General features: G+C 65.8%; 23 protein-coding genes. 7 read left to right on the top strand and 16 right to left on the bottom strand.

Annotated elements, in window-relative coordinates:
* Positions 1-10: 10 nt before the first annotated feature.
* On the bottom strand, positions 11-496 hold the full coding sequence (locus tag CXR02_RS17335; RefSeq protein WP_104063113.1) for a nucleoside deaminase: 486 nt from the start codon (positions 494-496) through the stop codon (positions 11-13).
* 181 nt (positions 497-677) lie between these two features.
* On the opposite strand from CXR02_RS17335, the gene CXR02_RS17330 reads away from it, so the two are divergent.
* Positions 678-1,775, top strand: coding sequence for a ScyD/ScyE family protein (locus CXR02_RS17330; RefSeq protein WP_104063112.1), 1,098 nt, complete (start codon positions 678-680; stop codon positions 1,773-1,775).
* A gap of 74 nt (positions 1,776-1,849) precedes the next feature.
* On the opposite strand, the gene rbfA is transcribed toward CXR02_RS17330, so the two are convergent.
* The 5 genes from rbfA to rimP form a co-directional block, all read right to left on the bottom strand.
* The gene (gene rbfA, locus CXR02_RS17325; protein ID WP_104063111.1) at positions 1,850-2,359 is read right to left on the bottom strand and encodes a 30S ribosome-binding factor RbfA; all 510 of its coding nucleotides are present in this window, start codon (positions 2,357-2,359) and stop codon (positions 1,850-1,852) included.
* Between the two features lie 296 nt (positions 2,360-2,655).
* The gene (infB, locus tag CXR02_RS17320; protein ID WP_104063110.1) at positions 2,656-5,577 is read right to left on the bottom strand and encodes a translation initiation factor IF-2; all 2,922 of its coding nucleotides are present in this window, start codon (positions 5,575-5,577) and stop codon (positions 2,656-2,658) included.
* A 152-nt stretch (positions 5,578-5,729) separates the two neighbouring features.
* Positions 5,730-6,107 carry a YlxR family protein gene (locus CXR02_RS17315; protein WP_104063109.1) on the bottom strand — a complete coding sequence of 126 codons (378 nt, stop codon included), beginning with the start codon at positions 6,105-6,107 and terminating at the stop codon, positions 5,730-5,732.
* A gap of 169 nt (positions 6,108-6,276) precedes the next feature.
* Positions 6,277-7,257 (bottom strand): transcription termination factor NusA, encoded by a 981-nt coding sequence (nusA, locus tag CXR02_RS17310; protein ID WP_058929500.1) that lies wholly within the window; start codon positions 7,255-7,257, stop codon positions 6,277-6,279.
* On the bottom strand, positions 7,257-7,871 hold the full coding sequence (gene rimP / locus CXR02_RS17305; RefSeq protein WP_104063108.1) for a ribosome maturation factor RimP: 615 nt from the start codon (positions 7,869-7,871) through the stop codon (positions 7,257-7,259). Before rimP ends, nusA begins: the two co-directional genes overlap by 1 nt.
* Before the next feature lie 106 nt (positions 7,872-7,977).
* Between rimP and CXR02_RS17300 the strand changes: the two genes are divergently transcribed.
* The 3 genes from CXR02_RS17300 to CXR02_RS17290 are packed head-to-tail and all read left to right on the top strand — an operon-like array spanning position 7,978 to position 10,946.
* Positions 7,978-9,138: a DUF4439 domain-containing protein gene (locus CXR02_RS17300; protein ID WP_104063107.1), complete on the top strand. Its 1,161-nt coding sequence runs from the start codon at positions 7,978-7,980 to the stop codon at positions 9,136-9,138.
* 51 nt (positions 9,139-9,189) lie between these two features.
* Positions 9,190-9,918 (top strand): VIT family protein, encoded by a 729-nt coding sequence (locus CXR02_RS17295; protein ID WP_104063106.1) that lies wholly within the window; start codon positions 9,190-9,192, stop codon positions 9,916-9,918.
* Positions 9,915-10,946, top strand: a complete 1,032-nt coding sequence (locus tag CXR02_RS17290; protein WP_104063105.1) for an aminoglycoside phosphotransferase family protein — start codon at positions 9,915-9,917, stop codon at positions 10,944-10,946. Before CXR02_RS17295 ends, CXR02_RS17290 begins: the two co-directional genes overlap by 4 nt.
* A 366-nt stretch (positions 10,947-11,312) precedes the next feature.
* Here the strand turns inward: CXR02_RS17290 and CXR02_RS17280 are convergent, their stop codons facing one another.
* Together CXR02_RS17280 and CXR02_RS17275 are read right to left on the bottom strand one after the other, a co-directional pair.
* A complete protein-coding gene (locus CXR02_RS17280) occupies positions 11,313-12,107 on the bottom strand; it encodes a TSUP family transporter (RefSeq protein ID WP_104063104.1) in 795 nt (264 codons plus the stop codon).
* A gap of 9 nt (positions 12,108-12,116) precedes the next feature.
* A complete protein-coding gene (locus tag CXR02_RS17275) occupies positions 12,117-13,925 on the bottom strand; it encodes a proline--tRNA ligase (RefSeq protein ID WP_104063103.1) in 1,809 nt (602 codons plus the stop codon).
* A 412-nt stretch (positions 13,926-14,337) separates the two neighbouring features.
* Between CXR02_RS17275 and CXR02_RS17270 the strand changes: the two genes are divergently transcribed.
* The 3 genes from CXR02_RS17270 to CXR02_RS17260 all read left to right on the top strand — a co-directional run bounded on the left by CXR02_RS17270 (position 14,338) and on the right by CXR02_RS17260 (position 16,531).
* Positions 14,338-15,126 carry an ABC transporter ATP-binding protein gene (locus CXR02_RS17270; protein ID WP_104063102.1) on the top strand — a complete coding sequence of 263 codons (789 nt, stop codon included), beginning with the start codon at positions 14,338-14,340 and terminating at the stop codon, positions 15,124-15,126.
* Between the two features lie 8 nt (positions 15,127-15,134).
* Entirely contained in the window at positions 15,135-15,878 is a 744-nt protein-coding gene (locus CXR02_RS17265) for an ABC transporter permease (RefSeq protein ID WP_104063129.1), read from the top strand.
* 101 nt (positions 15,879-15,979) lie between these two features.
* A complete protein-coding gene (locus CXR02_RS17260) occupies positions 15,980-16,531 on the top strand; it encodes a TetR family transcriptional regulator (RefSeq protein WP_258061066.1) in 552 nt (183 codons plus the stop codon).
* Positions 16,532-16,584: 53 nt separating this feature from the next.
* Here the strand turns inward: CXR02_RS17260 and CXR02_RS17255 are convergent, their stop codons facing one another.
* The 8 genes from CXR02_RS17255 to dxr all read right to left on the bottom strand — a co-directional run bounded on the left by CXR02_RS17255 (position 16,585) and on the right by dxr (position 23,552).
* A complete protein-coding gene (locus tag CXR02_RS17255) occupies positions 16,585-17,475 on the bottom strand; it encodes a GNAT family N-acetyltransferase (protein ID WP_104063100.1) in 891 nt (296 codons plus the stop codon).
* Positions 17,438-18,604, bottom strand: coding sequence for a flavodoxin-dependent (E)-4-hydroxy-3-methylbut-2-enyl-diphosphate synthase (ispG, locus tag CXR02_RS17250; RefSeq protein WP_104063099.1), 1,167 nt, complete (start codon positions 18,602-18,604; stop codon positions 17,438-17,440). The genes CXR02_RS17255 and ispG overlap by 38 nt, the downstream gene beginning before the upstream one ends.
* A gap of 46 nt (positions 18,605-18,650) precedes the next feature.
* Positions 18,651-18,944, bottom strand: a complete 294-nt coding sequence (locus tag CXR02_RS17245; RefSeq protein ID WP_104063098.1) for a YciI family protein — start codon at positions 18,942-18,944, stop codon at positions 18,651-18,653.
* Positions 18,945-18,999: 55 nt separating this feature from the next.
* A complete protein-coding gene (locus CXR02_RS17240) occupies positions 19,000-19,524 on the bottom strand; it encodes a hypothetical protein (protein ID WP_104063097.1) in 525 nt (174 codons plus the stop codon).
* Entirely contained in the window at positions 19,521-20,186 is a 666-nt protein-coding gene (locus tag CXR02_RS17235) for a helix-turn-helix domain-containing protein (protein WP_104063096.1), read from the bottom strand. Before CXR02_RS17235 ends, CXR02_RS17240 begins: the two co-directional genes overlap by 4 nt.
* A gap of 87 nt (positions 20,187-20,273) precedes the next feature.
* Complete coding sequence (locus CXR02_RS17230; protein WP_104063095.1) at positions 20,274-20,969, bottom strand: hypothetical protein; 696 nt, start codon at positions 20,967-20,969, stop codon at positions 20,274-20,276.
* Positions 20,970-21,017: 48 nt separating this feature from the next.
* A complete protein-coding gene (locus CXR02_RS17225; protein WP_104063094.1) occupies positions 21,018-22,349 on the bottom strand; it encodes an RIP metalloprotease in 1,332 nt (443 codons plus the stop codon).
* 18 nt (positions 22,350-22,367) lie between these two features.
* The gene (gene dxr / locus CXR02_RS17220; RefSeq protein WP_104063093.1) at positions 22,368-23,552 is read right to left on the bottom strand and encodes a 1-deoxy-D-xylulose-5-phosphate reductoisomerase; all 1,185 of its coding nucleotides are present in this window, start codon (positions 23,550-23,552) and stop codon (positions 22,368-22,370) included.
* Positions 23,553-23,590: the final 38 nt, after the last annotated feature.

The raw sequence follows: 23,590 nt of genomic DNA, 5'->3' as shown, positions 1-23,590 counted from the left end.
AAGGAGCGGCTCAGTATCTCTTTCGCGTCGCGTTGCTACGCCACGCGTCAAACGGAGCGTCCGACGCCGGAATGGCGGTATGGGCGACAGGCAGAAGTTCCGGACGGGTGCCGTTGAAATACTCGTAGAACACGGCGTCGTCGAAACCGGCCGCGGTTGCACCATGGCGGTCGGCCGCAAAATAGACGCGATCAATCCGCGCCCACAGCGCGGCTGACAAGCACAGCGGGCACGGCTCGCAGCTGGCGTAGAGCACGGCGCCGCTCAGGTCGAACGTGGCGCCTGCGGCCGCCGCAGTGCGGATTGCCACCACTTCGGCATGCGCGGTGGGGTCGTTGTCCCGGGTGACCCGGTTGGTGCCTTCATGGACCCGGCCATCCGGGGTCACCACCAGCGCACCGAACGGCCCGCCGCCGTCGGAGACGTTCCGGACAGCCAGCTCAATGGCCTGTTCCAGGTATCGGGTGGCCTCGTGGTTGTCGCTCGCCTGCGTCATAACTAGATCCTAGCCATGACCCAGGTTTTCGGTTCAAAATAGGGGGCACATTAGGGGGCAATGCTGTCGACGTCATTGCTTTCGCGGGACTAACCTAGCGCCGGGGGGCAGTTCGGATCGCTTTGACTTGGTCTCAGGCCAGGCCCCGGCGACGGGGTGCACGTCAACTCCGGAGGATCCAATGAACAAGAAGTTTCCGATCGTCGCGTGCCTGGCAGCAGCGGCGATGATCATCCCCGTCGCGCCCGCCACGGCTACGCAGAAACCGTCCGGTCCCGAAACCCTGGCGGAGCACCTGATGACGCCGTTGAGCCTGGCCTTGGGTCCTGGCAAGAGCGTCCTCGTCACGCAGAACTTTGCGGGCACGCTGGACCGCGTCGAGGATGACGGGCAAACGACAAACGTTTACACGAATGCGGGCTGGGACGTTGGCGGTGTTGAGACACGGGGCGCGACCACGTTTTTCGTCGAAAGCGTCGGGGGAGGCGGCGGAGATCCCACAGCGCTGGCCGGCTATTTGAAGTCAATTGACAGGCGCGGGCAGGTCAGGACCATTGTGGACCTCGCGACCTACGAGCGTCAGAACAACCCGGACGGATTCCAGGACTATGGCTTCGGGTCCGACGTGACCGACGAGTGCCTGGCCCAAATTACGGCGCCGTTCCCGCCGGCACAATACTCCGGGGCGGTCGACTCACACCCCTATGCCACAGCGGTTCACGGCAATACCGTCTTCGTGGCCGACGCCGGGATGAATGCCATCCTCAAGGTCAACGCCGCCACCGGGGAGACTTCCACCCTCGCGGTCCTGCCTCCGCGTCCGGCGGAAGCCACTGCAGAGGCTGCCGCGGCTGTTGGCTTCCCGTCCTGCGTTGTCGGACACGACTACGCATTTGAACCGGTGCCCACCGATGTAGAGATCGGCCCCGACGGCTGGCTGTACGTCTCGTCGCTGCCGGGCGGTCCGGAGGATCCTTCCCTGGGCCACCGCGGCGCCATTTTCCGGGTCAATCCATGGACGGGGGCGATCCACCTGTGGGCCGATGAGATCCTGAGCCCCACGGGCATCGCCGTATCCGGCAGTGGGGACGTCTACGCAGCGTCGATGTTCGGCAATGAGATCGTCAGGATCGACGCCTGGACCCGCGAACAGTCACAGTTCCTGGCCGTCGACGGTCCTGCCGCGGTGGAACTGAGAGGGAAAACCCTCTATGCCACAGCCGGCTTCAGCTTCGCTGACCTCACCGCTGGAACGGTCCTCAAGGCCAGTATCCAGTAGGAAACTCAGGAAACATCCCGCAGACGAAAAAGACCCGGACCCCAACTTCGGGTTCGGGCCTTCTTCGCGTGAAGCTACTTGTTGGCGTCTTCGTCGAGGTCTTCGTCGTCGGTGAGGTCAATATCTTCTTCGTCGAAGTCGTCCTCATCGATCTCCACATCGGCGGGAATGTCGCTCTTGTACGGATCGGCCTCGCCGGCGTGCTTGGCGTTTTCTGCCAGCGCAGCCACCTCGGCGTCGCGCTTCTTGGCGGCCCGGAGCAGGTCCTCCAGGTTTGAGGCAACGACGGGGATCTGGTCCGCCACAAATTCCAGCGTCGGCGTCAGGCGGACAGTCACGTTGCGCCCCACCTCCTGGCGGAGCACACCCTTGGCCTTCTCCAGGCCTTTGGCAGCATCGGCCTGCACAGCCTGGTCGCCGAAAACTGTGTAGTAGATCGTGGCATGCTGCAGATCATTGGTCACCCGGGCATCGGTAACAGTAATGCCCTCCAGCCGAGGATCCTTAACCTTCCGGCCCAAGGCCTCAGCAACAACAACCTTAATCCGCTGCGCCAACTTGGCAGCCCGTGCGGGATCAGCCATTTCCACTCCTAAAAATTTGGGATGTACGACGTCGGCCACTTGGGCTGCGTCGCACGCTTCAGTTATCTGCCACGCACTAAAGGCGAGTCTACGATGGACTCCCGCTGGGTTTTCCGGCAGCCTGGGTGGCATCCAAGGTGGTAGCCGAGGGTCCCGATGCGAGCTTGCGAGCATTGGGAAGGCTGACACCGCTATCGGAGCCGGACGGTTTGCGATCGAAGATCGAAAACCGTCCGGCGAAGGGGCGGGGCCGCCGGGAAAACCCAACGACCCCGACCCTGTGGAACTAGAACGACTTAGACGCGCGGCTTTTCGCGCATCTCGAAGGTTTCGATGATGTCGCCCTCGGTGATGTCGTTGAACGAACCAAGACCGATACCACACTCGAAGTCCGTGCGGACCTCCGTGGCGTCGTCCTTGAAGCGCTTGAGCGTCTCAACGGTGAGGTTCTCACCGATGATCTTGCCGTCGCGGCTGATGCGGGCCTTCGTGTTGCGTCGGATGATGCCCGAGCGAACGATGGAACCGGCGATGTTTCCGAACTTGGAAGAGCGGAAGACTTCGCGGACCTCGGCGGTGCCCAGCTGGACCTCTTCGTACTCCGGCTTGAGCATGCCCTTGAGGGCCATCTCGATGTCATCGATTGCTGCGTAGATGACGGAGTAGAAGCGCATGTCCACGCCTTCGCGGTCTGCCAGTTCAGCAACCCGCTCGGCAGGCTTGACGTTGAAGCCGATGATAACGGCGCTGTCGACCGTTGCCAGGTTGACGTCGTTCTGCGTGATGGCACCAACGCCGCGGTGGATGACGCGCAGCTGCACGCCTTCGCCGACGTCGATCTTGAGCAGTGCGTCTTCCAGGGCTTCCACGGCACCGGACACGTCACCCTTGAGGATGAGGTTGAGGGTGTCGATCTTGCCGTCGGCCACGGCCTGGTCGAAGTCTTCCAGGCTGATGCGCTTGCGGCGCTTGGCGAGGGCGGCGTTGCGGTCGGCTGCTTCACGCTTCTCGGCGATCTGGCGGGCGGTGCGCTCGTCAGCGGTCACAAAGAAGGTGTCGCCGGCGCGCGGCACGTTGGACAGACCCAGAACCTGCACGGGGCGGGACGGGCCGGCCTCGGTCAGGACACTGCCGTCGTCGTCGAACATGGCGCGGACGCGGCCGTGAGCCGTACCGGCCACGATCGTGTCACCGACACGCAGGGTGCCGGACTGCACCAGGACGGTGGCCACGGAACCGCGGCCCTTGTCCAGGTTGGCTTCGATCGCGATACCGCGGGCGTCCTTGTTCGGGTTGGCGCGCATGTCCAGGGCAGCGTCCGCGGTGAGCAGGACAGCCTCGAGCAGCTCGTCAATGTTGAGGTTCTGGCGGGCAGAGACCTCCACGAACATGGTGTCGCCACCGTATTCTTCGGGAACCAGGCCGTACTCGGTCAGCTGGCCGCGGACCTTCTCCGGGTTGGCGCCTTCCTTATCGATCTTGTTCACAGCCACCACGATCGGCACATTTGCTGCCTGCGCGTGGTTGAGTGCCTCAACGGTCTGCGGCATTACGCCGTCGTCCGCTGCGACCACCAGGATGGCGATGTCGGTGACCTTCGCACCACGGGCACGCATGGCGGTGAACGCTTCGTGGCCCGGAGTATCGATGAAGGTGATCTTACGATCGATGTCTTCGTGGGTGTGCGTGACCTGGTAAGCACCGATGTGCTGCGTGATGCCGCCGTGCTCGCCCGCCATAACGTCGGACTTGCGGATGGCATCGAGCAGGCGGGTTTTACCGTGGTCAACGTGGCCCATAACGGTGACAACCGGAGGACGTGCCTCAAGGTCTTCGTCGCCTTCGGCTTCGAGTTCTGCTTCGAAGTCGATGTCGAAGCCGGAGAGCAGCTCGCGCTCCTCGTCCTCCGGCGACACAACCTGGAGCTTGTAGCCAAGCTCCTCGCCGAGCAGTGCGAAGGTTTCCTCATCCAGCGACTGCGTGGCCGTGGCCATTTCGCCGAGGTGGAAGAGGACCGTCACCAGTGCTGCGGGGTTTGCCTCGATCTTGTCGGCAAAGTCCGTAATGGACGAGCCACGGCGAAGCCGGACTACGGTGTTGCCGTCGCCGCGGGGTACGCTCACGCCACCCAGCGACGGAGCACTCATCTGCTCGAGTTCCTGGCGCTTGGCACGCTTCGACTTGCGCTGCTTGCCGCGGCCTGCGCCGCCCTTACCGAAAGCACCCTGGGTGCCACCGCGACCGCGGCCACCCTTGCCGAAGCCACCGCCGGCCGGAGCGCCGCCACCGGCACCCGGTGCGCCCCCGGTGCCTGGAGCGCCACCCGGACGTCCGGGACCACGGGCACCGCCACCGGGACGGCCTGCACCAGCGGGTGCGGGACGCTCAGTGCGGTTGGGCATCATGCCCGGAGTAGGACGGTTTCCACCAGCACCCGCGGAACGCGGACCACCAGCGCCGCCGGCGCCTGCTGCGGGACGCGGACCACCCGGACGGGGGCCACCGGCACCGGCTGCGGGACGCGGACCACCGGGACGGGGGCCGCCTGCACCGGCTGCGGGGCGCGGACCACCGGGACGGTCGCCGTCGGGACGGCCACCGGCGCGGGGCATGCCCTGCGAAGGAGCGAACGGGTTGTTACCCGGACGGGGAGCACGCTCTCCGTCGCCACCGCGGCCGCGGGGCATGCCCTGGGACGTGGCGAACGGGTTGTTGCCCGGACGGGGACCGCCGGGACGCGGTGCGGAGCCGCCCTGCGAACCACCCTGTGTTGATCCGCCAGAGCGGGTCGGTGCGACCGGGGCTTCAGCCTTCGGTGCCGGACGGGCACCGGGCTTGGCGCCGGTGGACGGTGCGCTTGCGGCCGGGGCTGACGCAACCGGTGCTGCGGCAGGTGCTGCCGGAGCTGCGGAAACGGCAGCGGGTGCAGCCGGAGCCGCAGCAGCTGGTGCCGCCGGGGCTGAGGGAGCTGCGGGGCCCGGAGCAGGTGCTGCGGGTCGTGTGTCGGCCGACGGGGCAGGCGCCTTGGGCGCGGCTGCCGGAGCTGCGGTCTTGGCAGCTGCGTCGGGGTAGGCGTTGCGGAGTTTCCGCACTACCGGGGCCTCAATGGTTGAAGAGGCGGAGCGAACGAATTCGCCCAGTTCCTGCAGTTTGGTTACTGCATCTTTGGAAGTAATACCGAGCTCTTTAGCAAGCTCGTGTACGCGGACCTTGGCCACATTTCTCCTGTCTCGGTCCGCACCGAGCCAGGCACGAACCGTCTACTTCTTACTGCGGGCCCCAGCCGCGGTTGCAACTACAGGGCCCATTGCAGAGCGCAACAAAGTTGTCATCGTTGCGCACTCATCGCTGGGAACTCATCGGGTTTCCATCAGTTTTCTGACCCGCTTTCAGGTTGGACGGTTTTTGCTGCAGCTACCAGGGGTACTTGCAACGGGCCGGCGTCCTGCTTGCTTGCCATGATCCGGCGTTCGACGGCGGTGGACCCGGTTGCGCCGTTGAGGGCCCTTCCGAATGCTCGCCGCTTGACCGCCAGGGCCAGGCACGCTTCGCTGGGGTGCAGCCATGCACCCCTGCCAGCCATCCGGCGTCGTTCGTCTACCAGCACTGCGGTGGAACCGCTGCCTTCGGCGACGAGCCGGAGTAACTCAGACCGCGGCGCCTTCTTCCGGCATCCGATGCAGGTACGCTGCGGTTGATCCTCGGTGTGAAGCACTTCTGCCACGGTGAGTATCTTCCTGACGTTCATAACTGCCGGCCCTGAGGCCCCGACCACATCGGCGGAACGGGAATTCTCAGGGCACACGAATACCGGCCGTTAGGCGCGGTCATGTCTATTCTAGCCCCTCGGGGCACTTCTGCCCGAAACCGGGCTTCGGCCGGAGGCATCCGCCGCCCGCCGCCGCCCCGGAACCGGATTAGCTTTCGCGCGCCGGGGCAGCGTCCGAGACGATATCGATTCGCCAGCCCGTCAGCTTGGCCGCCAGCCGGGCGTTCTGGCCCTCTTTGCCGATGGCCAGCGAGAGCTGGTAGTCCGGGACCACCACACGCGCGGAGCGGGTGGCCTCGTCCACGATGGTGACCGAATTCACACGCGATGGGGAAAGTGCACTGGCAATAAACGTTGCCGGATCCTCGCTGAAGTCGACGATGTCGATTTTTTCGTCGTTCAGTTCCGTCATAACAGCGCGGACGCGGGAACCCATTTCGCCGATGCAGGCGCCCTTGGCGTTGATGCCCTGGGTGTGGGCCTTGACCGCGATCTTGGTACGGTGGCCGGCCTCGCGGGCCAGTGCCACGATCTCCACAGAGCGGTCCGCGATCTCCGGGACCTCCAGTTCGAAGAGCTTCCGGACGAGGCCCGGGTGTGAACGGGACAGGGTGACGGACGGGCCCTTGGTGCCGCGGTGGACATCGATAACGATGGCGCGGAGCCGGTTGCCGTGGATGTACTTCTCCCCCGGCACCTGTTCGGGCGGCGGCAGCAGAGCCTCCACCGAACCCAGGTTGACCTGGATCATGTGCGGGTTGTTGCCCTGCTGGATCAGGCCGGCCACAAGTTCACCCTCGCGGCCCTTGAACTCGCCCAGGATGGCGTCGTCCTCGACGTCGCGCAGGCGCTGCAGGATGATCTGGCGTGCGGTGCTCGCCGCGATACGGCCGAAGCCGGCAGGCGTGTCCTCGAACTCGCCGATGGGGGCGCCGTCGTCGTCGATCTCCACTGCCCAGATGGTTACGTGGCCGCTCTTGCGGTCCAGCTCGGCCCGGGCCTTCTCGAAGGCGCCGGGCGATTTGTGGTACGCCACCAGGAGCGCCTGCTCGATGGTGGGGATCAGGAGGTCCAGCGGAATTTCGCGCTCACGCTCCAGTAGTCTCAGCGCGCTCATGTCAATATCCATCAGGCCTCCTCAGAAGGTCCATTGTGCTCAGGTTCCAGACCAGCTTCTTCGAGGTGGCTGAATTCGATCTCGACTTTTCCGTTACGGATCCTGTCGAAAGGAAGAATCTGGGGCTCGCCCTGCTTGGGCTTCATGCCCTTCTTGACGGCGATCTCCGGGATGATAGTGACGCCGGAATCGTCCACGGACTGGACCCTGCCGGTGACGTTTTCGCCCTGGATGACGTTGACCTTGACCATCCGGCCCCGGGCGCGGTGCCAGTGTCGGACCTCGGTGAGTGGACGCGCGACGCCTGGGGAGGAAACCTCGAGGTCGTAGGGGCGCCCGTCGTCTGCGGGATCATTGTCCAGGACGTCGGAGAGGACCCTGGAGATGTCCGCGATGACATCGAGGTTTACGCCGCCGGTTTCCTCCTGCGGCAGGTCAACCACCACGTGGACTACGCGGTGTGAACCGGCCAGGATGGATACGTCCTCGAGGTACAGGCGGTTGGCCTGGACCGCCGGTTCCAACAGCGCCCGGAGCCTGACGGCTTCGGGATTGTTGGCGGGCGCAGCAACAGCGGTACCCGTTCCGGTAGCGTCTGATGAAGTCGTGGCTTCTGCATTACTCACGATGCCGGCCGCCTTCCAATAGATGATGTTGTGACTACTAGCCTAACGATTTTCCGGCCACAGTGGTGCACGAAGATCCGCATCAGGCGTGAGAACATGGTCTGTTGTGAAAGACGACACGCAGGAATCCGGCCGCCGCAGGCGTTATTTCCAGTACGCCGTTTTTGCGCTGGCCGCCCTTCTGGTGGTGAGCCTCGGATTGGTGCTCATCCCCCGTGAACCGTCCCCGCCTGCGGCGCCGCCGTTTTCCGAGCAGGCAAGGGCATCCGCGTTCGCGGATTCCCTGACCCTCAGGGCCGCTGGCCTGGACCTCGAAGTCACTGCCGGCGCCACTGCGCCGGCCCCACAAGCGGCCGCCCTGGCCCGGATTGTGACTTTGCTGACTGTCCAGGCCCGCGCGTTGATGCTGCCGGCTGATGCGGCCGGCGATCCTGCCCTGGACCGTGCGGCTACTGCCCCCGTCCCTGCCCCGTCCACGGCGCTGGCCACCGTAACGCGGCCGTCCACCACCGCGAACTTCGCCGCTGCCCTCCACGCAAGCGGGGCACGGCGGCTCCGGGACGCTGAAACGGCCGACGGCGGCATGGCCCGCCTTCTCGCCGGCACCGGTACTGCCCAGCTTCTGGCTGCAGAGGACCTGGCCTCGGCGACCGGGATCGCGTTGGCTGCACGCCCGGGTTCCGACCCCTCCTCGCCCGCATCGCCGGCGCCCACCCTGCCTGTTTCGGCCTCAATAGCCGCCGGCTGTGCCAGCGAAGCAGCCGACCCCGCCGCCGGCACTGGCGTGGAACTTGGCTCAGCCTTGGCCTCGGCCGTGCAGGGCGAGCTGGAACTGGTCTACGCGTACCAGGCCGCGTTGACCAGGCTTGACTCCGGGTCCGCTGCTCCGGCGTCGACCTTCCTGGCCCAGCACGGCGTCCTCCGGGGCGAAGCGGAGGCCATGGGCAGGTCCCGCTGCGCCACGGTACCTCCGAGGCAGCCCGGCTATGTCCTGAGCCAGGCGTTCCTGGCCGACCCTGCAGATGGGCTGGGAACCCTGGAGGCGGGGACCCTTCCGGTGTTCGGCGACGTGGTGGCGCTCAGCGCGGGGCGCGAACGCGTGTGGGCACTCTCGGCACTTCAGTCGGCGGCCCGGCGGACCGTACATTGGGGTGCGTCGCCAGGCCCGGTCCCCGGCATGGTCCTGGACGAAGCACTCCTGCCGCACCTGCCGGAGCCTGTATCAACTCCGCAGACTTCCACAACCAGCACTCCCGGCAATTCGTAGCCAAGGCACGGCACACTGGCCAGCCGCAGGCACTAATGCTTTGCTGGAGGCATGGACAGTGCCGGCGCCCCCGCCCTTCATGAGAATGAGCCCCACCAAAACGACGTCGCCCAGCGCCTGAACTGGCTGCGCGCCGGCGTGCTGGGTGCCAATGACGGCATCGTCTCGGTCGCCGCAATCGTCGTGGGAGTCGCCGGTGTCACCACACAGTCCGGACCGATCCTTGTCGCCGGCACGGCCGGCCTGGTGGGTGGGGCGGTATCCATGGCCTTGGGCGAGTACGTGTCCGTCAGCAGCCAGAAGGACAGCCAGCGGGCCCTGATCGAAAAGGAACGCCTGGAACTGCAGGAACAGCCGGAGGAAGAACTGGAGGAACTTGCAGCGATCTACCAGGGCAAGGGCCTGAGCCTGGACACAGCCCGGGCCGTGGCCCGGGAGCTGACAGCCCACGACGCCCTGGGCGCGCACCTATCTGCCGAACTGAACATCGACGAGACAGACATCGTCAGTCCGTGGCACGCCGCCATTGCCTCCGCCTTCGCGTTCCTCATCGGCGCCATCCTTCCGATGCTGGCTATCCTCTTGCCTCCGGAGAACATCCGGGTCCCCCTGACCTTCGTGGCCGTACTCGTGGCACTCGCTGCCACCGGGGCGCTGGGCGCCTGGATCGGCGGCGGTTCGAAGCTGCGGGCCGCCGCCAGGGTGGTAGTGGGCGGGGCTTTGGCCTTGGCTGCCACGTTCTCGATCGGCAACCTGCTTGGCGCAAGCGGCGTCCTGTGAGTGTCCAGATTGGCGTGCCGATCCCGCCAGCGCTCAGTGGGCGTTACAGCCACAGCAGCGCGGGACGGGCCTGGCTTTCCTCCCTCCCGGGACTGGTGCAGGGGCGGCTGGAGCATTGGGAACTGGCTGTTGACCTGGAAGACGGCGCCCTCCCGTGGCATGGCCACGGCGGCGTGGTGGTTCCAGTCCGCCGGACGGACGGGACTCCTGCGGCGCTCAAAATCGCGTTTCCCCACGATGAGGCACGGGTGGAACGCCATGCGCTGGCGCTGTGGGGTGGCTCCGGCGCCGTCCGGCTGTTGGAATCCGACGCCGGAACGTGCGCCATGCTGCTGGAGCGGCTGAATCCGGACTCCTCGCTCCAGACCCTTCCGCTGGATCAGGCGGCGGTGGCCTGGGGCGGCACCATGCGGCAGTTGGGCCTGGTGCCGGACGGCCGGCCGCAGTGGCAGGAGTTCGATCACATCGCCGGGCGGGCCGAACAATGGAGCGATGACCTGCCCGCCGACTGGGAACAGCAGGGCCGCCCGTTCCCGCGCTGGCTACTGGAGGCGGCCCTGGAAGTCTGCCAGACCCGCGGCGCCGTTGGCCGCCGCTCGGGCCGCGATGTCCTGGTCCATACGGACCTGCATTTCCTGAACATCCTGGCCCGGCCCCACACCATCAGCGGAGGGCTGCCCGGGGAAGCTTTCGTCGCCATCGACCCGCAGCCCATGATCGGCGAACCGGAGTTCGCGGTGGCACCGCTGCTGTGGAACCGCCTCGGCGACCTGCCCAGGAGCGATCCGGCCGGAGGATTGAGGCGGCGGTGCCAGGACTTCAGCGCCGCGGCCGGCCTCGACGCCGAAGCTGCGCGCCAGTGGGCCGTGGCACGCGAAGTGGAGAACGCCCTCTGCTACGCGTCCTTGCCGCGCCACAAGGGAGATCTGGCCCGGTCACTCTGGGTGGCCAGCACCCTTGCCGGGCGGACCCTCGATGGTCTCCCCTCGGCGCACGCCCTGCCTGAGCCGGGGCAGAGCGACAGCTGAGCGACGGGTGCCCTCCCGTGCAGTACGGATATCTTCCGTGCGGGACAGTGCCTCCCCGGTGGTCGGGTGGGGCCTCGCTGGCGGTCAGCCCGCTGCCCGGACAGCCGCCAAAGCGGAGCTGACCGCCTCGACGTCAGTGCCGACGTCGTCCACGTCAGTGCTCCAGTTTCTGACCGAGACGCGCAGGACATCCCCCTGCCCTGCCAGTGTGAACCGGACATCCAGACCTTGCCGTCCTCGATCACGCGGGCTGTCACGGCGCGCGTGGTGGCATCGTCTGCCAAGGCGAGCGAAACCTGCGTGTACAGGCATGCCCTCTTTGCAGGGCTGCGACGGATACCGGCTGCGAGGGTTTCCGCTACCCTGTCAGGCGAAGTTTTCCTGCCAGACATCGGCGCCGAGTTTGATGATCAGGGCGCCCACCACCAACAGGAATACAACGCGGATGAAGCGGCTTCCCTGCTTCACGGCAGTCCGCGCGCCCAGGTAGCCGCCGGCCATGTTGGCCAGGCCCAGCAGCAGCCCGACACCCCAGAGGATTGACCCATGGGGCAGGAAGAACAGCAGGGCGCCGGCGTTGGTGGCCATGTTCACGATCTTGGCTTTGGCGCTTGCCTCCAGGAAGGCATAGCCCATCGCCGAGACGAGCGCGATGATGAGGAAGGAGCCGGTGCCCGGACCAATCAGGCCGTCATAGAAGCCAATCACGGCCCCGATCATGCATGCCACCACGTAGTGCGTGCGGCCATCGTGCCGCAGCACGGTGAGGTCACCGACGTTGGGCTTCAGCGCCGTAAAAAGCGCGACCACGACCAGAGCCACCACGATGATCGGCTTGAAGACACTCGCCGGCAGGGTGGCGGCCAGCACCGCCCCGGCGAAGCTCCCGGCAAGGGCGATCACCGCCATGGGCACGGCTGTCCGAAGGTCCGGTTTCACCCGCCCGTAGTACGTCACCGCACTCGTGGCGGTGCCGAAAATTGACCCCATCTTGTTGGTGGCCAAGGCCTGGACCGGCGTAATCCCGGGTACCAGCAGCATGGCCGGCAGCTGGAGCAGACCGCCGCCGCCCACCACGGCGTCCACCCAGCCGGCAGCAAATCCAGCCACCACAATCAGGATGATTGTGGTGAACTGGATCGACTCGAACCCGGACATCACCGCCGCAGGTCAGCTGCGGACGGCCGTGACCACATAGTCAACAGCCTTGTCCACGGCCACGTTCTCCGCTTCGCCGCTTCGGCGGTCCTTGATTTCCACGACGCCGTCCACCAGGCCGCGGCCGACGGCCAGAATGGTGGGGACGCCGACGAGTTCCGCGTCGCCGAACTTCACGCCCGGGGAGACCTTAGGCCGGTCGTCATAGATGACATCCAGGCCGGCGGCCTCGAGTTCCAGGGCCAGCTGCTCGGCTGCGGCAAAGATTTCCTCGCCTCGGCCGACGGCCACCACATGGACATCTGCCGGAGCGACGGCGCGGGGCCAGATCAGGCCTTTGGCATCGTGGTTGGATTCGGCGAGGGCGGCGACGGCGCGGGTGACACCGACGCCGTAGGAACCCATGGTGACCACCACCTGCTTGCCGTTCTGGTCCAGGACCTTCAGGTCCAGTGCCGCGGCGTACTTGCGGCCCAGCTGGAAGATGTGGCCCATTTCGATGCCGCGGGCAGTCTCGAGCGGACCGGAACCGTCCGGGGCTTCGTCGCCGGCGCGCACGTCGGTGCACTCGATGACGCCGTCCCAGCCGAAGTCGCGTCCGGCTACGAGGCCGAAGACGTGCTTGCCGGCCTCGTTGGCGCCGGTGACCCAGGCGGAGCCGCTGACGACGCGGGGATCCACGAGGTAGAGGAGCTTGGACGAGCCCTCGGTGCCGAGCAGCGGCGCGTCAAGGGACATACCGGGGCCGAGATAGCCCTTCACGATCAGGGGCTGCTTCTTGAGGTCGTCGTCGTTGGCGGCTTCGAGCGTGATTTCGCCGGCAATCGGCAGGAAGGACCCGATGTTCGCTTCGACGCGCTTGAGGTCAACCCCGCGGTCGCCGGGGAGACCGATGACAACGAGCTGGCGCTCCCCGGTGGGCAGCGTCACGGCGAGGACGACGTTCTTGAGCGTGTCAGCGGCGGTCCAGGCGCCGCCGTCGGCTTCTGTCCGCGGAGCGAGGACGTTGGCGGCGTCGACGAGCGTGTCGATAGTGGGCGTGTTCGGGGTATCGAGGACCTCGGCGGCAGGGGCGTTGCTGAAGTCGATGTCGGCCGGAACAACGGTGGTGACGGCCTCAACGTTCGCTGCATAGCCGCCGGCGGAGCGCACGAAAGTGTCTTCGCCGATCTCGGTGGGGTGCAGGAACTCTTCGCTCTTGGACCCACCCATGGCGCCGGCGGTGGCCGCGACGGGAATGACTTCCAGCCCCAGGCGCGCAAAGATCTTCAGGTAGGCGCCACGGTGGGCGGCGTAGCTGGCGTCCAGGCCTGCGTCGTCCACATCGAAGGAGTAGGAATCCTTCATGATGAACTCGCGGCCGCGCAGCAGGCCCGCGCGGGGGCGTGCCTCGTCGCGGTATTTGTTCTGGATCTGATACAGGCTCAGGGGCAGGTCCTTGTAGGACGAGTACAGGTCCTTGACCAGAAGCGTGAACATTTCCTCGTGCGTGGGGGCCAGCAGGTAGTCCGCACCCTTACGGTCCTGGAGCCGGAACAGACCTTCGCCGTATTCGGTCCAGCGGTTGGTGACCTCGTAGGGCTCTCGCGGCAGCAGCGCCGGGAAGTGGACTTCCTGGGCACCGATGGCGTCCATTTCCTCGCGGACGACGGCCTCGACCTTGCGCAGCACACTCAGCCCCAGCGGAAGCCAGGTGTAGATGCCGGGCGCCGCGCGGCGGATGTAGCCGGCCCGGACCAGGAGCCGGTGGCTGGCGACCTCAGCGTCGACGGGATCTTCACGCAACGTTCGCAGGAAAAGCTTGGACATTCTTGTGACCACGGGTGGGTTATCCGTTTCTGGAGAGTAGCTGCTGGAAAGCAGAGCCGGGCAATTCTTCTGGGTACTAATCTACCGGCTATCCACGGCACGCCAGGCGGCGGAACCCGAGCCGGGCCAGAGACCGCGCGGGGGCGGGACGCAATAGAGCCACGCCCTGCATGCAAAGCCCCTGGCCGTAAACGGCTGGTCATTACATGCGGACGTGGCTCCATGGCCGTTGACGCCTAGGTACTGGTGAGGACTGGTGAGACCGCCCACCCACTCCAGCGCAGCTAGATCGAACATATGTGATAGCCGACACATCCACAAGGGTTTTTCCATTCGAAGTAATTGACGGCCGCCTTTGGCAGGTCTAGTTTGAATTCATCACCTGGTGAATTCAAACGCGGACTCCCAGCATTCGGAGGCATTAATGTCCCATTCAGCAGCTACCGCCCCGGCCGTCACGGAAGCCAGCATCGCTGTGGCCGCCACTGCCCTGCACGTCACACGGGGAAAGGTTCCCGTCCTCCGCGGCTTGGACTTTGCCATCCATGCCGGCGAGATCACCGGGCTGCTGGGCCCGTCCGGCAGCGGCAAGACTACGCTCATGCGGGCCATCATGGGCGTCCAGGTGCTCACGTCCGGTTCGGTCCAAGTGCTGGGGCTGCCCGCCGGGCACCCTGACCTGCGACACCGGGTGGGTTACGTGACCCAGTCCCCCAGCGTGTATCCGGACCTCACGGTCGAAGCCAACGTCCGTTACTTCGGCGTCATGCACCGCAAGGGCCGCGCTGAGGCCGCGGAGGCGATCGCCGCCGTCGGGCTTGAACCGCAGGCGAGGCAGAAAACCGGTGACCTCTCCGGCGGAGAGCTGAGCCGGGTGTCGCTGGCCTGTGCCCTGGTGGCTCGCCCCAGCCTGCTGGTCCTGGATGAGCCAACCGTGGGCCTTGATCCGGTGCTCCGGGCTGACCTGTGGGACCGCTTCCGGTCCATGGCCGAGTCCGGGACCACCCTGCTGGTTTCCAGCCATGTGATGGAGGAAGCCAGCCATTGCGGATCACTCCTCCTGCTGCGGGAAGGAAAGCTCCTGGCGCAGCTAACGCCGGCGGAATTGAGCCGGCGCGGGCACAGTGCCGATCTGGAGAAGGCTTTCCTGCACATCATCCAGGACACCGCCGAAGTGCCCAGCGGTTCCCCCAAAAGGACGGTACGGTCATGAACCTGTTGATGCTGTTGGCCACCACCCGGCGCGTCCTGGACCAGCTCCGGCACGACCACCGCAGCATTGCGCTGATCCTGGTGGTCCCTGCGCTGCTCCTCACCGCCGTGTACTTTCTCTATGAGAATGAAACGCTGCCGCCGGGCGTGCCCAGGACTTTTGACCGGGTTGGCCTGATGATGCTGGCGATCTTCCCGTTTGTGGTTATGTTCCTGGTTACGTCCATCACGATGCTGCGGGAACGCACCTCGGGGACCCTGGAGCGGCTGCTGACCACTCCCATCCACAAAGCGGACCTGCTGTTCGGCTACGGGCTGGCATTTTCCATCATGGCCGCCCTGCAGTCGCTGGTGGCGACCGCCGTCGCCTACTGGATCTTCGGGCTCGACATCCAAGGCAGCCCTGGACTGGTGGTCATGATTGCCGTGATCAATGCCGTTCTTGGCGTCGCGCTGGGGCTGCTCTGTTCGGCCTTCGCCCGGACGGAATTCCAGGCCGTGCAGTTCATGCCGGTGGTGGTGGTCCCGCAGATCCTGCTCTGTGGCCTCTTTGTGGCCCGCGAAAGGATGAACGAGGCCCTCGAGGCTGTGTCGAATGTCCTTCCACTGACTTTTTCGGTGGATGCACTCCAGGAGATCGCCGCCAACACCGCGCCCACAGACCAGCTGTGGATGGATGCCGGAGTCATCGTGGCCATTGTCCTGGCTGTCCTGGTGCTCGCATCCCTGACCCTGCGGCGGCGGACCGCGTGAACGGACAGCATGATCCGGCGGACGCCCCGGGTCCCGCAGGCAGCGCGGCTGGTACCGGCCGGCGGGGCCGGCGCGGCGGGGCCACCGAGTCGAGGGAACAGATCCTGGACACAGCCCGGCGGCTTTTCGCCGAACACGGTTTCGAAGGGACCAGCCTGCGCCAGATCGCCCGGGAAACCGGCGTGGACCCCGCCATGATCCACCATTTCTTCAAGGGCAAGGACGAGCTTTTTGCGCTGAGTGTGGCACTGCCGGCCGACCCGGAGAAGGTCCTGGCGGGCGTCGACGGCTACTCGCCAGAGGACCGGGCAGAGGCGATCGTGCGGGCCGTGCTGCGCTTGTGGGAGAGCCCGGCCCAGCACAGCCTGGTGGCCTTCCTCAGGGGAACCATCGGCTCTAAGGCCAAGACGTTGCTGCTGCGGGAACTGGTGCAGCGGACCATCCTCGGCCGGATCATGGCAGGAGTCCCCGGCCCGCCTGAAGAAGTGGCCATGCGCGGAAACCTTGTGGCCACGCAGATGGTTGGGGTGATGCTGGTCCGGTATGTGGTGCGGCTGGAACCACTCGCGTCTGCCTCGCCCAACGACATTGTGCGGCTCGTGGCTCCGAACGTCCAGCATTACCTGACGGGTGACCTGAAAGCCGACGGGTGAACCGGCGACGTGTGGCCTGAAAGGCGGTGACGCTGAGGCCAGCGACCTGGCGGCTAGAACAGAACCGTAGCGAAGGTGCCAACCTGGCGGAAGCCCACGCGCTCGTACGTGGACCGCGCCCGGAGGTTGAAGCCGTTGACATACAGGCTGGTGACGGGGGCAAGCGTGCGCGCCTTCTCCACCACGGCAGCCATGTAGCCGGCGCTCAGACCCTGTCCGCGGTAGCCGGGGTTCATCCATACGCCCTGGATCTGCGTGACGTCGGCCGTCACAGCTCCCAGCTCGGCCTTGAACACAACGTCGCCGGAGTCGTTGATGTGTGCCAATGAATGGCCTTGCCGGATGAGGCCTTCCACGCGGCGGCTGTAGAACTCCTTGCCCCCGAGGAACGGCGAGTAGCCCACTTCCTCTTCGAACATGGCGGCGCAGGCGGGAAGGATCCGGTCAAAATCGGCCAGCCGGCCAAGCCCCAGATCCGCGTTCGGCTCCACCGACGGCGGCCCGCACAGCGTCATCAGCGGCTGTTCATCCCGCACCTCGTGGGCCGCATGCCCCAGTTCAGCCAGTTCGGCATGGATGGCCAGGACGGCATCTGCGGGGCCAAACGCGGAGGCGAAACGGCGGCCGGAATTGCTTGCTGCGGCAGCGACAAGCCCGGCAAATTCGGGGTCAAGCTGGACCGGGACCAGGTTTGCCCCTGCCCAGCACGCGCCTACCAGGATGCCGTCGTCGAAAACTCCCAGGACGCCGGCACCACCAGCGGTGGGCGCGGCAGAGCCCGCCGCCCGGAGGTGCGCCAGGATAAAGACATTGGCCACCGGATCCTGCGACGCTAGGCGCCGCAGGGCAGCGGTGTCCGCGCCGGCGAGGGTCCGGACGGATATTCCCGCCGGCGCGGCGTCCTCTTTATGAGACGCTAACCACGGGGCTACCCTTGACAGCATCTTCGCCATCGGCCTCCCCCATCTCTTCAGCTATGCGCATGGCCTCTTCGATCAGTGTCTCAACAATCTCGCTCTCAGGCACAGTCTTAATGACTTGGCCCTTCACAAAGATCTGCCCCTTGCCGTTGCCGGACGCCACACCCAGATCGGCTTCGCGGGCTTCGCCCGGTCCGTTGACAACGCAGCCCATCACTGCAACGCGGAGCGGAATTTCCATGCCTTCCAGCCCTGCGGTGACCTGTTCGGCAAGGGTGTACACGTCCACCTGGGCGCGGCCGCATGACGGGCAGGAGACGATTTCCAGTTTGCGCGGGCGCAGGTTCAGGGACTGGAGGATCTGGTTGCCCACCTTGATTTCCTCCACCGGAGGCGCCGACAGGGAAACCCGGATGGTGTCGCCGATGCCCTTGGCCAGGAGCGCCCCGAAGGCTGTGGCGGACTTAATGGTGCCCTGGAAGGCGGGCCCTGCTTCGGTGACGCCCAGGTGCAGGGGCCAGTCGCCCTGCTCGGCCAGCATCTCGTAGGCAGCAACCATAATGACCGGGTCGTTGTGCTTGACCGAGATCTTGAAGTCGTTGAAACCGTGCTCTTCGAACAGCGACGCTTCCCAGACGGCGGATTCCACGAGTGCCTCGGGGGTGGCCTTGCCATACTTCTTCAGTATGCCGGGCTCCAGCGATCCGGCGTTGATGCCGATCCGGATGGAGGTCCCGTGGTCCTTCGCGGCGCGGGCGATTTCCTTGACCTGGTCATCAAACTTGCGGATATTGCCCGGGTTCACCCGCACTGCCGCGCAGCCGGCCTCAATCGCTGCGAAGACGTACTTCGGCTGGAAGTGGATGTCCGCAATGACAGGGATCTGGGACTTGCGAGCGATGATTGGCAGGGCCTCTGCATCATCGGCCGACGGGCAGGCGACGCGCACGATGTCGCAACCGGAGGCGGTGAGTTCCGCGATCTGCTGCAGGGTGGCGTTGATGTCCGTGGTGGGCGTGGTGGTCATGGACTGCACACTGATGGGCGAGTCCGAACCGACCCCGACGGAACCCACCTTGATCTGCCGCGTCTTGCGGCGGGGGGCGAGAACGGGCGGCGGTGCTGACGGCATTCCCAGGCTGACCGAGGTCACGTGGACTCCTTGGGTAGGTGTTTCGGTAGTGAAAAAGGTCCGGGAATCAGGATGCGTGCGCGGCCAGGAGGCCGATCACGGGAGTCCACTCGGTTGTCCGGATCCCGGCAATGGTGCCGGCGACGGCGAACGGGTCCTGCTTGAGGAGATCGTTCAGCTGGGTTTCGTCCTGGACCTTGAAGATCAGCAGGGCGCCTGCCCCGTCACCGTAGGGTCCGCTGGTCAGCAGCTGGCCCTCGTCCGCCAGACCCGCCAGCCAGGCCCGGTGCGCGGGGCGGTGATCATCACGGACGGCGGAGGAATCGGCGGTGTACACATACTCAACGGCAAAAACAGTCATAAGGACACACTATCCCCAGGGGTGGGCTGGCGCCGATCCGGGCAGTCAGCAAGACTCACTGCAGGAACACGACCTTGATCACTGCCGCAGTTCCCGCAGCCCACAGCATGGACGTGAGCGTTCCGATGATGAACCGCTCCGCAGCCACGGGGGTCTCTTTCAATTCGGCGAACCTGCCCAGGCCCTTGATGGCCACGATGTAGGCAATGGCCACCGGCTGTCCGGTCAGGATGGCCACGCAGACGCCCAACCGTTCCAGGACTCCGATGATTGCCCCACCCCGCAGGATCCGCTGGGCCGGCAGCGCCGGCGCCACCTGAGGAACGTCCGACGGCGGCTGGCCGCCACCTGTGGTCAGCTCGCCGTCGACGGTTTGCCCCGTACCGGCCCGCGGGGCTTCCGAAACGGTGTCTACCGTGACGTCGGCTGAAGGGTCCTGGGCTGATGCGTCCTGGTCCGATTTGGTGGCCGCGTCCGCTTTGTCGTCAATGGTCCTGGCGAGCCGGAACACCAGTGCGGTCACAGGCCATCCTGCGAATCCGGCCACCAACAGGGCAACTGCGATCCAGAGTGCGTTCACCGGTCTCCTTCAATCTGGGAATGGGCGTAGTCGAGGAGCATGGCCGCGGCAGGCCTGGCGGCCCATTCCTCAAGCCAGCCGGACCTGAGTACAGCACGGCTCACCGACTGCTCCGTGATTCCCAGTTCCTGGGCCACATGTTTCTGGCTGCCGTGCTTTCCATCGCCGCCCTGGAGCGCGCGCAACCGGTCCACCACCCGCCACTGGGCTGGTGTGCGTTGCTGCACCACCCGTCCGATCAGGCGAAGCACCGCCTGGGCATTTGCAGTGGTCATGGCTCCTTCCTTGGCGTGGGGAGGCATCTCCCGTCCACGGCCAATACTGCCGGACACCACCGACAACGGCACCTGACCAGCCGAGCCCTTGGCGAGTTCCACGGCCTTTCGCGCTGCCACAAAGCCGCTCCCGGAACCTTCCCGGGGGCTTCCGCCCGGGGTGAGCTGTACGGCCCCGATCCCGATCCCGACGTACCAGTGCCCGCTCCGGAGTGCGTACAAGGCGATCTCCACTACGTCCTCGGCATGTTCCACCACACCCTGGAGTTCATCACCCACGGACCGCTCGAAGGGCGCCGGTGTGAGGCTGCGCAGTGCGGCGATCAGATCGGGAACACGGTCGACGTCGGCGGTGCTGCCTCGCTGGTCGATGGTCAGTACGTACATGCCTTAACCGTACGCAGGTGATCACCCATAATCAATCAAAAATAGCTGATTATTAAATATCAGCCAATAACGGCTGATTTGCGAGAATCACCCGATCCGATCAGGCGCTGTCGTGGCCTGCCGGGATCCGCTCCAGGCGATCCACCCACCGGCGCCTGCCATCAGTACGGCCCCGGCGGCCTGGGACGGCAGGCTGCTTCCCGTAGTTGCCTGCCCCAGGACAACGCCCAGGACGTAGAACACCACAGCGCCGGCCGCCCAGAGGGCCCCGGCCCAGCGCGGCAGCACGTGGGAACGCCATACAGCAATCCCCAGCAGCACCGTGCCAACGAATGCGAGCAGCAGGCCCAGCAGGAACGCCCCGGTCATGGACGCCGGGAATTCCAGCTGCATCACGTCCTGGTTTCCTCCCAGGTATGCCTTTCCGATGGCGGGGGTGGCAAACGTGGAAATCACCGCCGGCACAAGCAGCAAAGCCGTGCCGGCAACAGCTGTGACCATCGAGGTCATTGCCAGGCGCCCCGTCCTGCTGTTGGCCATGGAACAGCCCAAAGCAAAGAGACCGAACAGGGCCAGGATGGTGCCTGCGGTACTGCCGACAAGATGGCTGAACTGGTACCCATCGGAGCTGACAAAACGGGCCCAGGCCTCCGGGTCCTTCGCCTGGTCCGGCTGCGGGTCCAGCGTGGACCAGGCGGTGACAAGCCACGAGACAGGCAGCGCCCACAATCCGGCCCGGATCCAGCGGCTGATGCTCTTTGATTGGACGGCGAACGTGGCCATGTTTCATGGTAGATCCGGGACATCCGTCCAGCCAGACGTCCGCAGGAGTCAGCCGAACAGGTTCACCGGCTTCACGATGTCGGCATAGATCAGCAGCAAACTCATGCCCATCAGCAACGTGGCCACCACGTAAGTCACGGGAAGCAGTTTGGCGATGTCGAAAGCGCCAGGATCCGGTTTGCCGAACAGCTTGGCCACCCGTCGCCGCGCCCCCTCGTACAGCGCTCCGGCCACGTGGCCGCCGTCGAGCGGAAGCAGCGGGATCAGGTTGAAGACCGCCAGCGCAAAGTTCAAGCCGGCGAGCAGCCCTACCAGTGCCCCAATCCTGGACTGCAGCGGCACTTCCTCCATGGCCGCCACTTCACCGGCCACGCGCCCCACGCCCACCACGCTGATGGGGCCGTTGGGGTCGCGCTCTTCCTCGCTGAAGGCCGCCTTGGCAACGCCCACCACCCGGGCGGGCAGATTGAAGACGACGCCGGCCACTTGCTTGATGTTTTCGCCCGCCATGGGCAGGACGGACGACGCCGGCTGGGGAACCAGTTCGGTCTGCGCGCCGATGCCCAGGAAGCCGACGTCCTGGTACAGGAGGGTGCCGGCGTCGTCCTTTGCCTGGCGTCCGTCCACGCCGACGACGGGGCGGGCGGAGAGCACCGGCGTCACCGTGGTGGTAACGGGCGCGCCGTCGCGCTCCACAGTGATGCTGACTTCCCTGCCCGCGGAGGCCCGGATCCATTCGGTCAGCTCGTCCCAGCCGGTGACAGCTTTCCCGTCAAAGGAGGTGACCACGTCGTTGGGCAGGAGCCCGGCAGCGGCCGCGGGGGTCAGCTTGCAGTCCGGGGAATCGGGATCAACGGTCTCGCCGGCCGCCACCTGGCATTTGGAGACGTCGGCGATGGTGGTGGTGGCCGTGGCCATGCCGAAGCCCATCAGCAGGACGGCGGTCAGGACCACGCCGATCAACAGGTTCATGGCCGGCCCGCCCAGCATCACGATGATTTTCTTCCACACCGGCAGCCGGTAGAACACGCGGTTTGCGTCCTCCGGGCCCACTTCCTCGTGTGCCATGGACCGGGCTTCCGTGGCCAGTGTCTGGAACATGCCGGTGCTGGAGGGGCGGACGGTTCCGTCGTCCTTGTTGGGCGGATACATGCCGATCATGGACACGTAGCCGCCCAGCGGGATCGCTTTCACGCCGTATTCGGTCTCGCCCTTCCGCTTGGACCACAGGGTGGGGCCGAAGCCGATCATGTACTTGGTGACACGCACCTTGAACAGCTTGGCGGGCACCAGGTGCCCCACTTCGTGCAGCGCAATGGACACGGCAATGCCGATCGCCACAAAGACGACGCCGAGGATAAAGAGGAGGACGGGGCTCATGCGTGGATCTGCTGCTTCCTAGAGACTGCTGACTGCTAAACGTTCGTGGGCGCGCGTGCGTGCCCAGTCTTCAGCATCCAGTACCGACTCAAGCGTCAGCCCGGAGGATCCTGAATGTTCGCTGAGGACAGCATCGATGGTGTCCACGATTTCGGTGAAGCGGATGCGTCCCGAGTGGAACGCCATGACCGCTTCCTCGTTTGCCGCGTTGAAGACGGCGGGAAAAGTACTCCCCTGCTTGGCGGCGTCCTTGGCCAGGTCCACGGCCGGGAAAGCGACGGTGTCCAGGGGTTCGAACGTCCAGCTGGTGGCTTTGGTCCAGTCACACGGGGAGGCCGCTTTGGGGACCCTGTCCGGCCAGCCCAGCCCTAAGGCAATGGGGAGGCGCATGTCCGGCGGGGACGCCTGGGCGATGACGGACCCGTCAATGAACTGGACCATGGAGTGGACCACCGACTGCGGGTGGACCACAACGTCGATCCGGTCCAGCGGCACGTCGAACAGCAGATGCGCCTCGATAAGCTCAAGGCCCTTGTTGACGAGCGTGGCCGAGTTGGTGGTGACCATCAGCCCCATGTCCCACGTGGGGTGCGCCAGGGCCTCTTTCGGCGTCACGTCGTGGAGCTGTTCTCTTGTCCGGCCGCGGAAAGGCCCTCCGGAGGCCGTCAGGATGAGTTTCTCAACTTCGGCCGCGGAGCCGGAGCGCAGGCACTGCGCTATCGCTGAGTGCTCGGAATCCACCGGCACGATCTGTCCCTCGCGGGCGGCGGCCTTGACGAGCGCTCCGCCGACGATCAGCGATTCCTTGTTGGCCAGCGCCAGCGTTGCACCTGATTTCAGGGCGGCGAGGGTCGGGGCGAGCCCGATGGAGCCGGTAATGCCGTTGAGCACTACGTCCGCGTCTACCGCGGCGACGCGGGCCGAGGCATCCGGGCCGGCGATGATTTCGGGGCGGTAGTCCTGCCGCCCGGCGAGGCGGGCAGCCTCGGAGATCAGGTCCCGCAGCTTGCGCGGATCCCCCGCAGCGATGCCCACAGCGGCGGCACCGGTGTGGACGGCCTGGCGGGCCAGGAGCTGCAGGTTCCCTCCGCCGGCACTGAGCGCCACTACCTCAAAAAGGTGCGGGGCGCCGTCGACGACGTCAATCGCCTGGGTGCCGATGGAACCGGTGGATCCGAGGATGACGATTCTGCGAGGCTGCATTGGTTAAGTATCCCGCACCACGGCCCGCACGTGGCCCG

Source organism: Arthrobacter sp. 4R501, assembly GCF_002929755.1.
Lineage (GTDB): Bacteria > Actinomycetota > Actinomycetes > Actinomycetales > Micrococcaceae > Arthrobacter.
The sequence above is the reverse complement of the archived record's forward strand: the minus strand, read 5'-3'. Positions and strand labels throughout refer to the sequence as shown.

Bases quoted from the DNA above. Each gene is read 5' to 3' on its own strand.
- CXR02_RS17315 (WP_104063109.1), bottom strand. From the start codon at position 6,107: ATGAACGTCAGGAAGATACTCACCGTGGCAGAAGTGCTTCACACCGAG.
- CXR02_RS17255 (WP_104063100.1), bottom strand. From the start codon at position 17,475: ATGCTGTCAAGGGTAGCCCCGTGGTTAGCGTCTCATAAAGAGGACGCC.
- CXR02_RS17245 (WP_104063098.1), bottom strand. From the start codon at position 18,944: ATGACTGTTTTTGCCGTTGAGTATGTGTACACCGCCGATTCCTCCGCC.
- CXR02_RS17295 (WP_104063106.1), top strand. From the start codon at position 9,190: ATGGACAGTGCCGGCGCCCCCGCCCTTCATGAGAATGAGCCCCACCAA.
- CXR02_RS17330 (WP_104063112.1), top strand. From the start codon at position 678: ATGAACAAGAAGTTTCCGATCGTCGCGTGCCTGGCAGCAGCGGCGATG.
- CXR02_RS17335 (WP_104063113.1), bottom strand. From the start codon at position 496: ATGACGCAGGCGAGCGACAACCACGAGGCCACCCGATACCTGGAACAG.
- dxr (WP_104063093.1), bottom strand. From the start codon at position 23,552: ATGCAGCCTCGCAGAATCGTCATCCTCGGATCCACCGGTTCCATCGGC.
- CXR02_RS17225 (WP_104063094.1), bottom strand. From the start codon at position 22,349: ATGAGCCCCGTCCTCCTCTTTATCCTCGGCGTCGTCTTTGTGGCGATC.
- nusA (WP_058929500.1), bottom strand. From the start codon at position 7,257: ATGGATATTGACATGAGCGCGCTGAGACTACTGGAGCGTGAGCGCGAA.
- CXR02_RS17230 (WP_104063095.1), bottom strand. From the start codon at position 20,969: ATGGCCACGTTCGCCGTCCAATCAAAGAGCATCAGCCGCTGGATCCGG.
- CXR02_RS17235 (WP_104063096.1), bottom strand. From the start codon at position 20,186: ATGTACGTACTGACCATCGACCAGCGAGGCAGCACCGCCGACGTCGAC.
- CXR02_RS17270 (WP_104063102.1), top strand. From the start codon at position 14,338: ATGTCCCATTCAGCAGCTACCGCCCCGGCCGTCACGGAAGCCAGCATC.
- rbfA (WP_104063111.1), bottom strand. From the start codon at position 2,359: ATGGCTGATCCCGCACGGGCTGCCAAGTTGGCGCAGCGGATTAAGGTT.
- CXR02_RS17265 (WP_104063129.1), top strand. From the start codon at position 15,135: ATGCTGTTGGCCACCACCCGGCGCGTCCTGGACCAGCTCCGGCACGAC.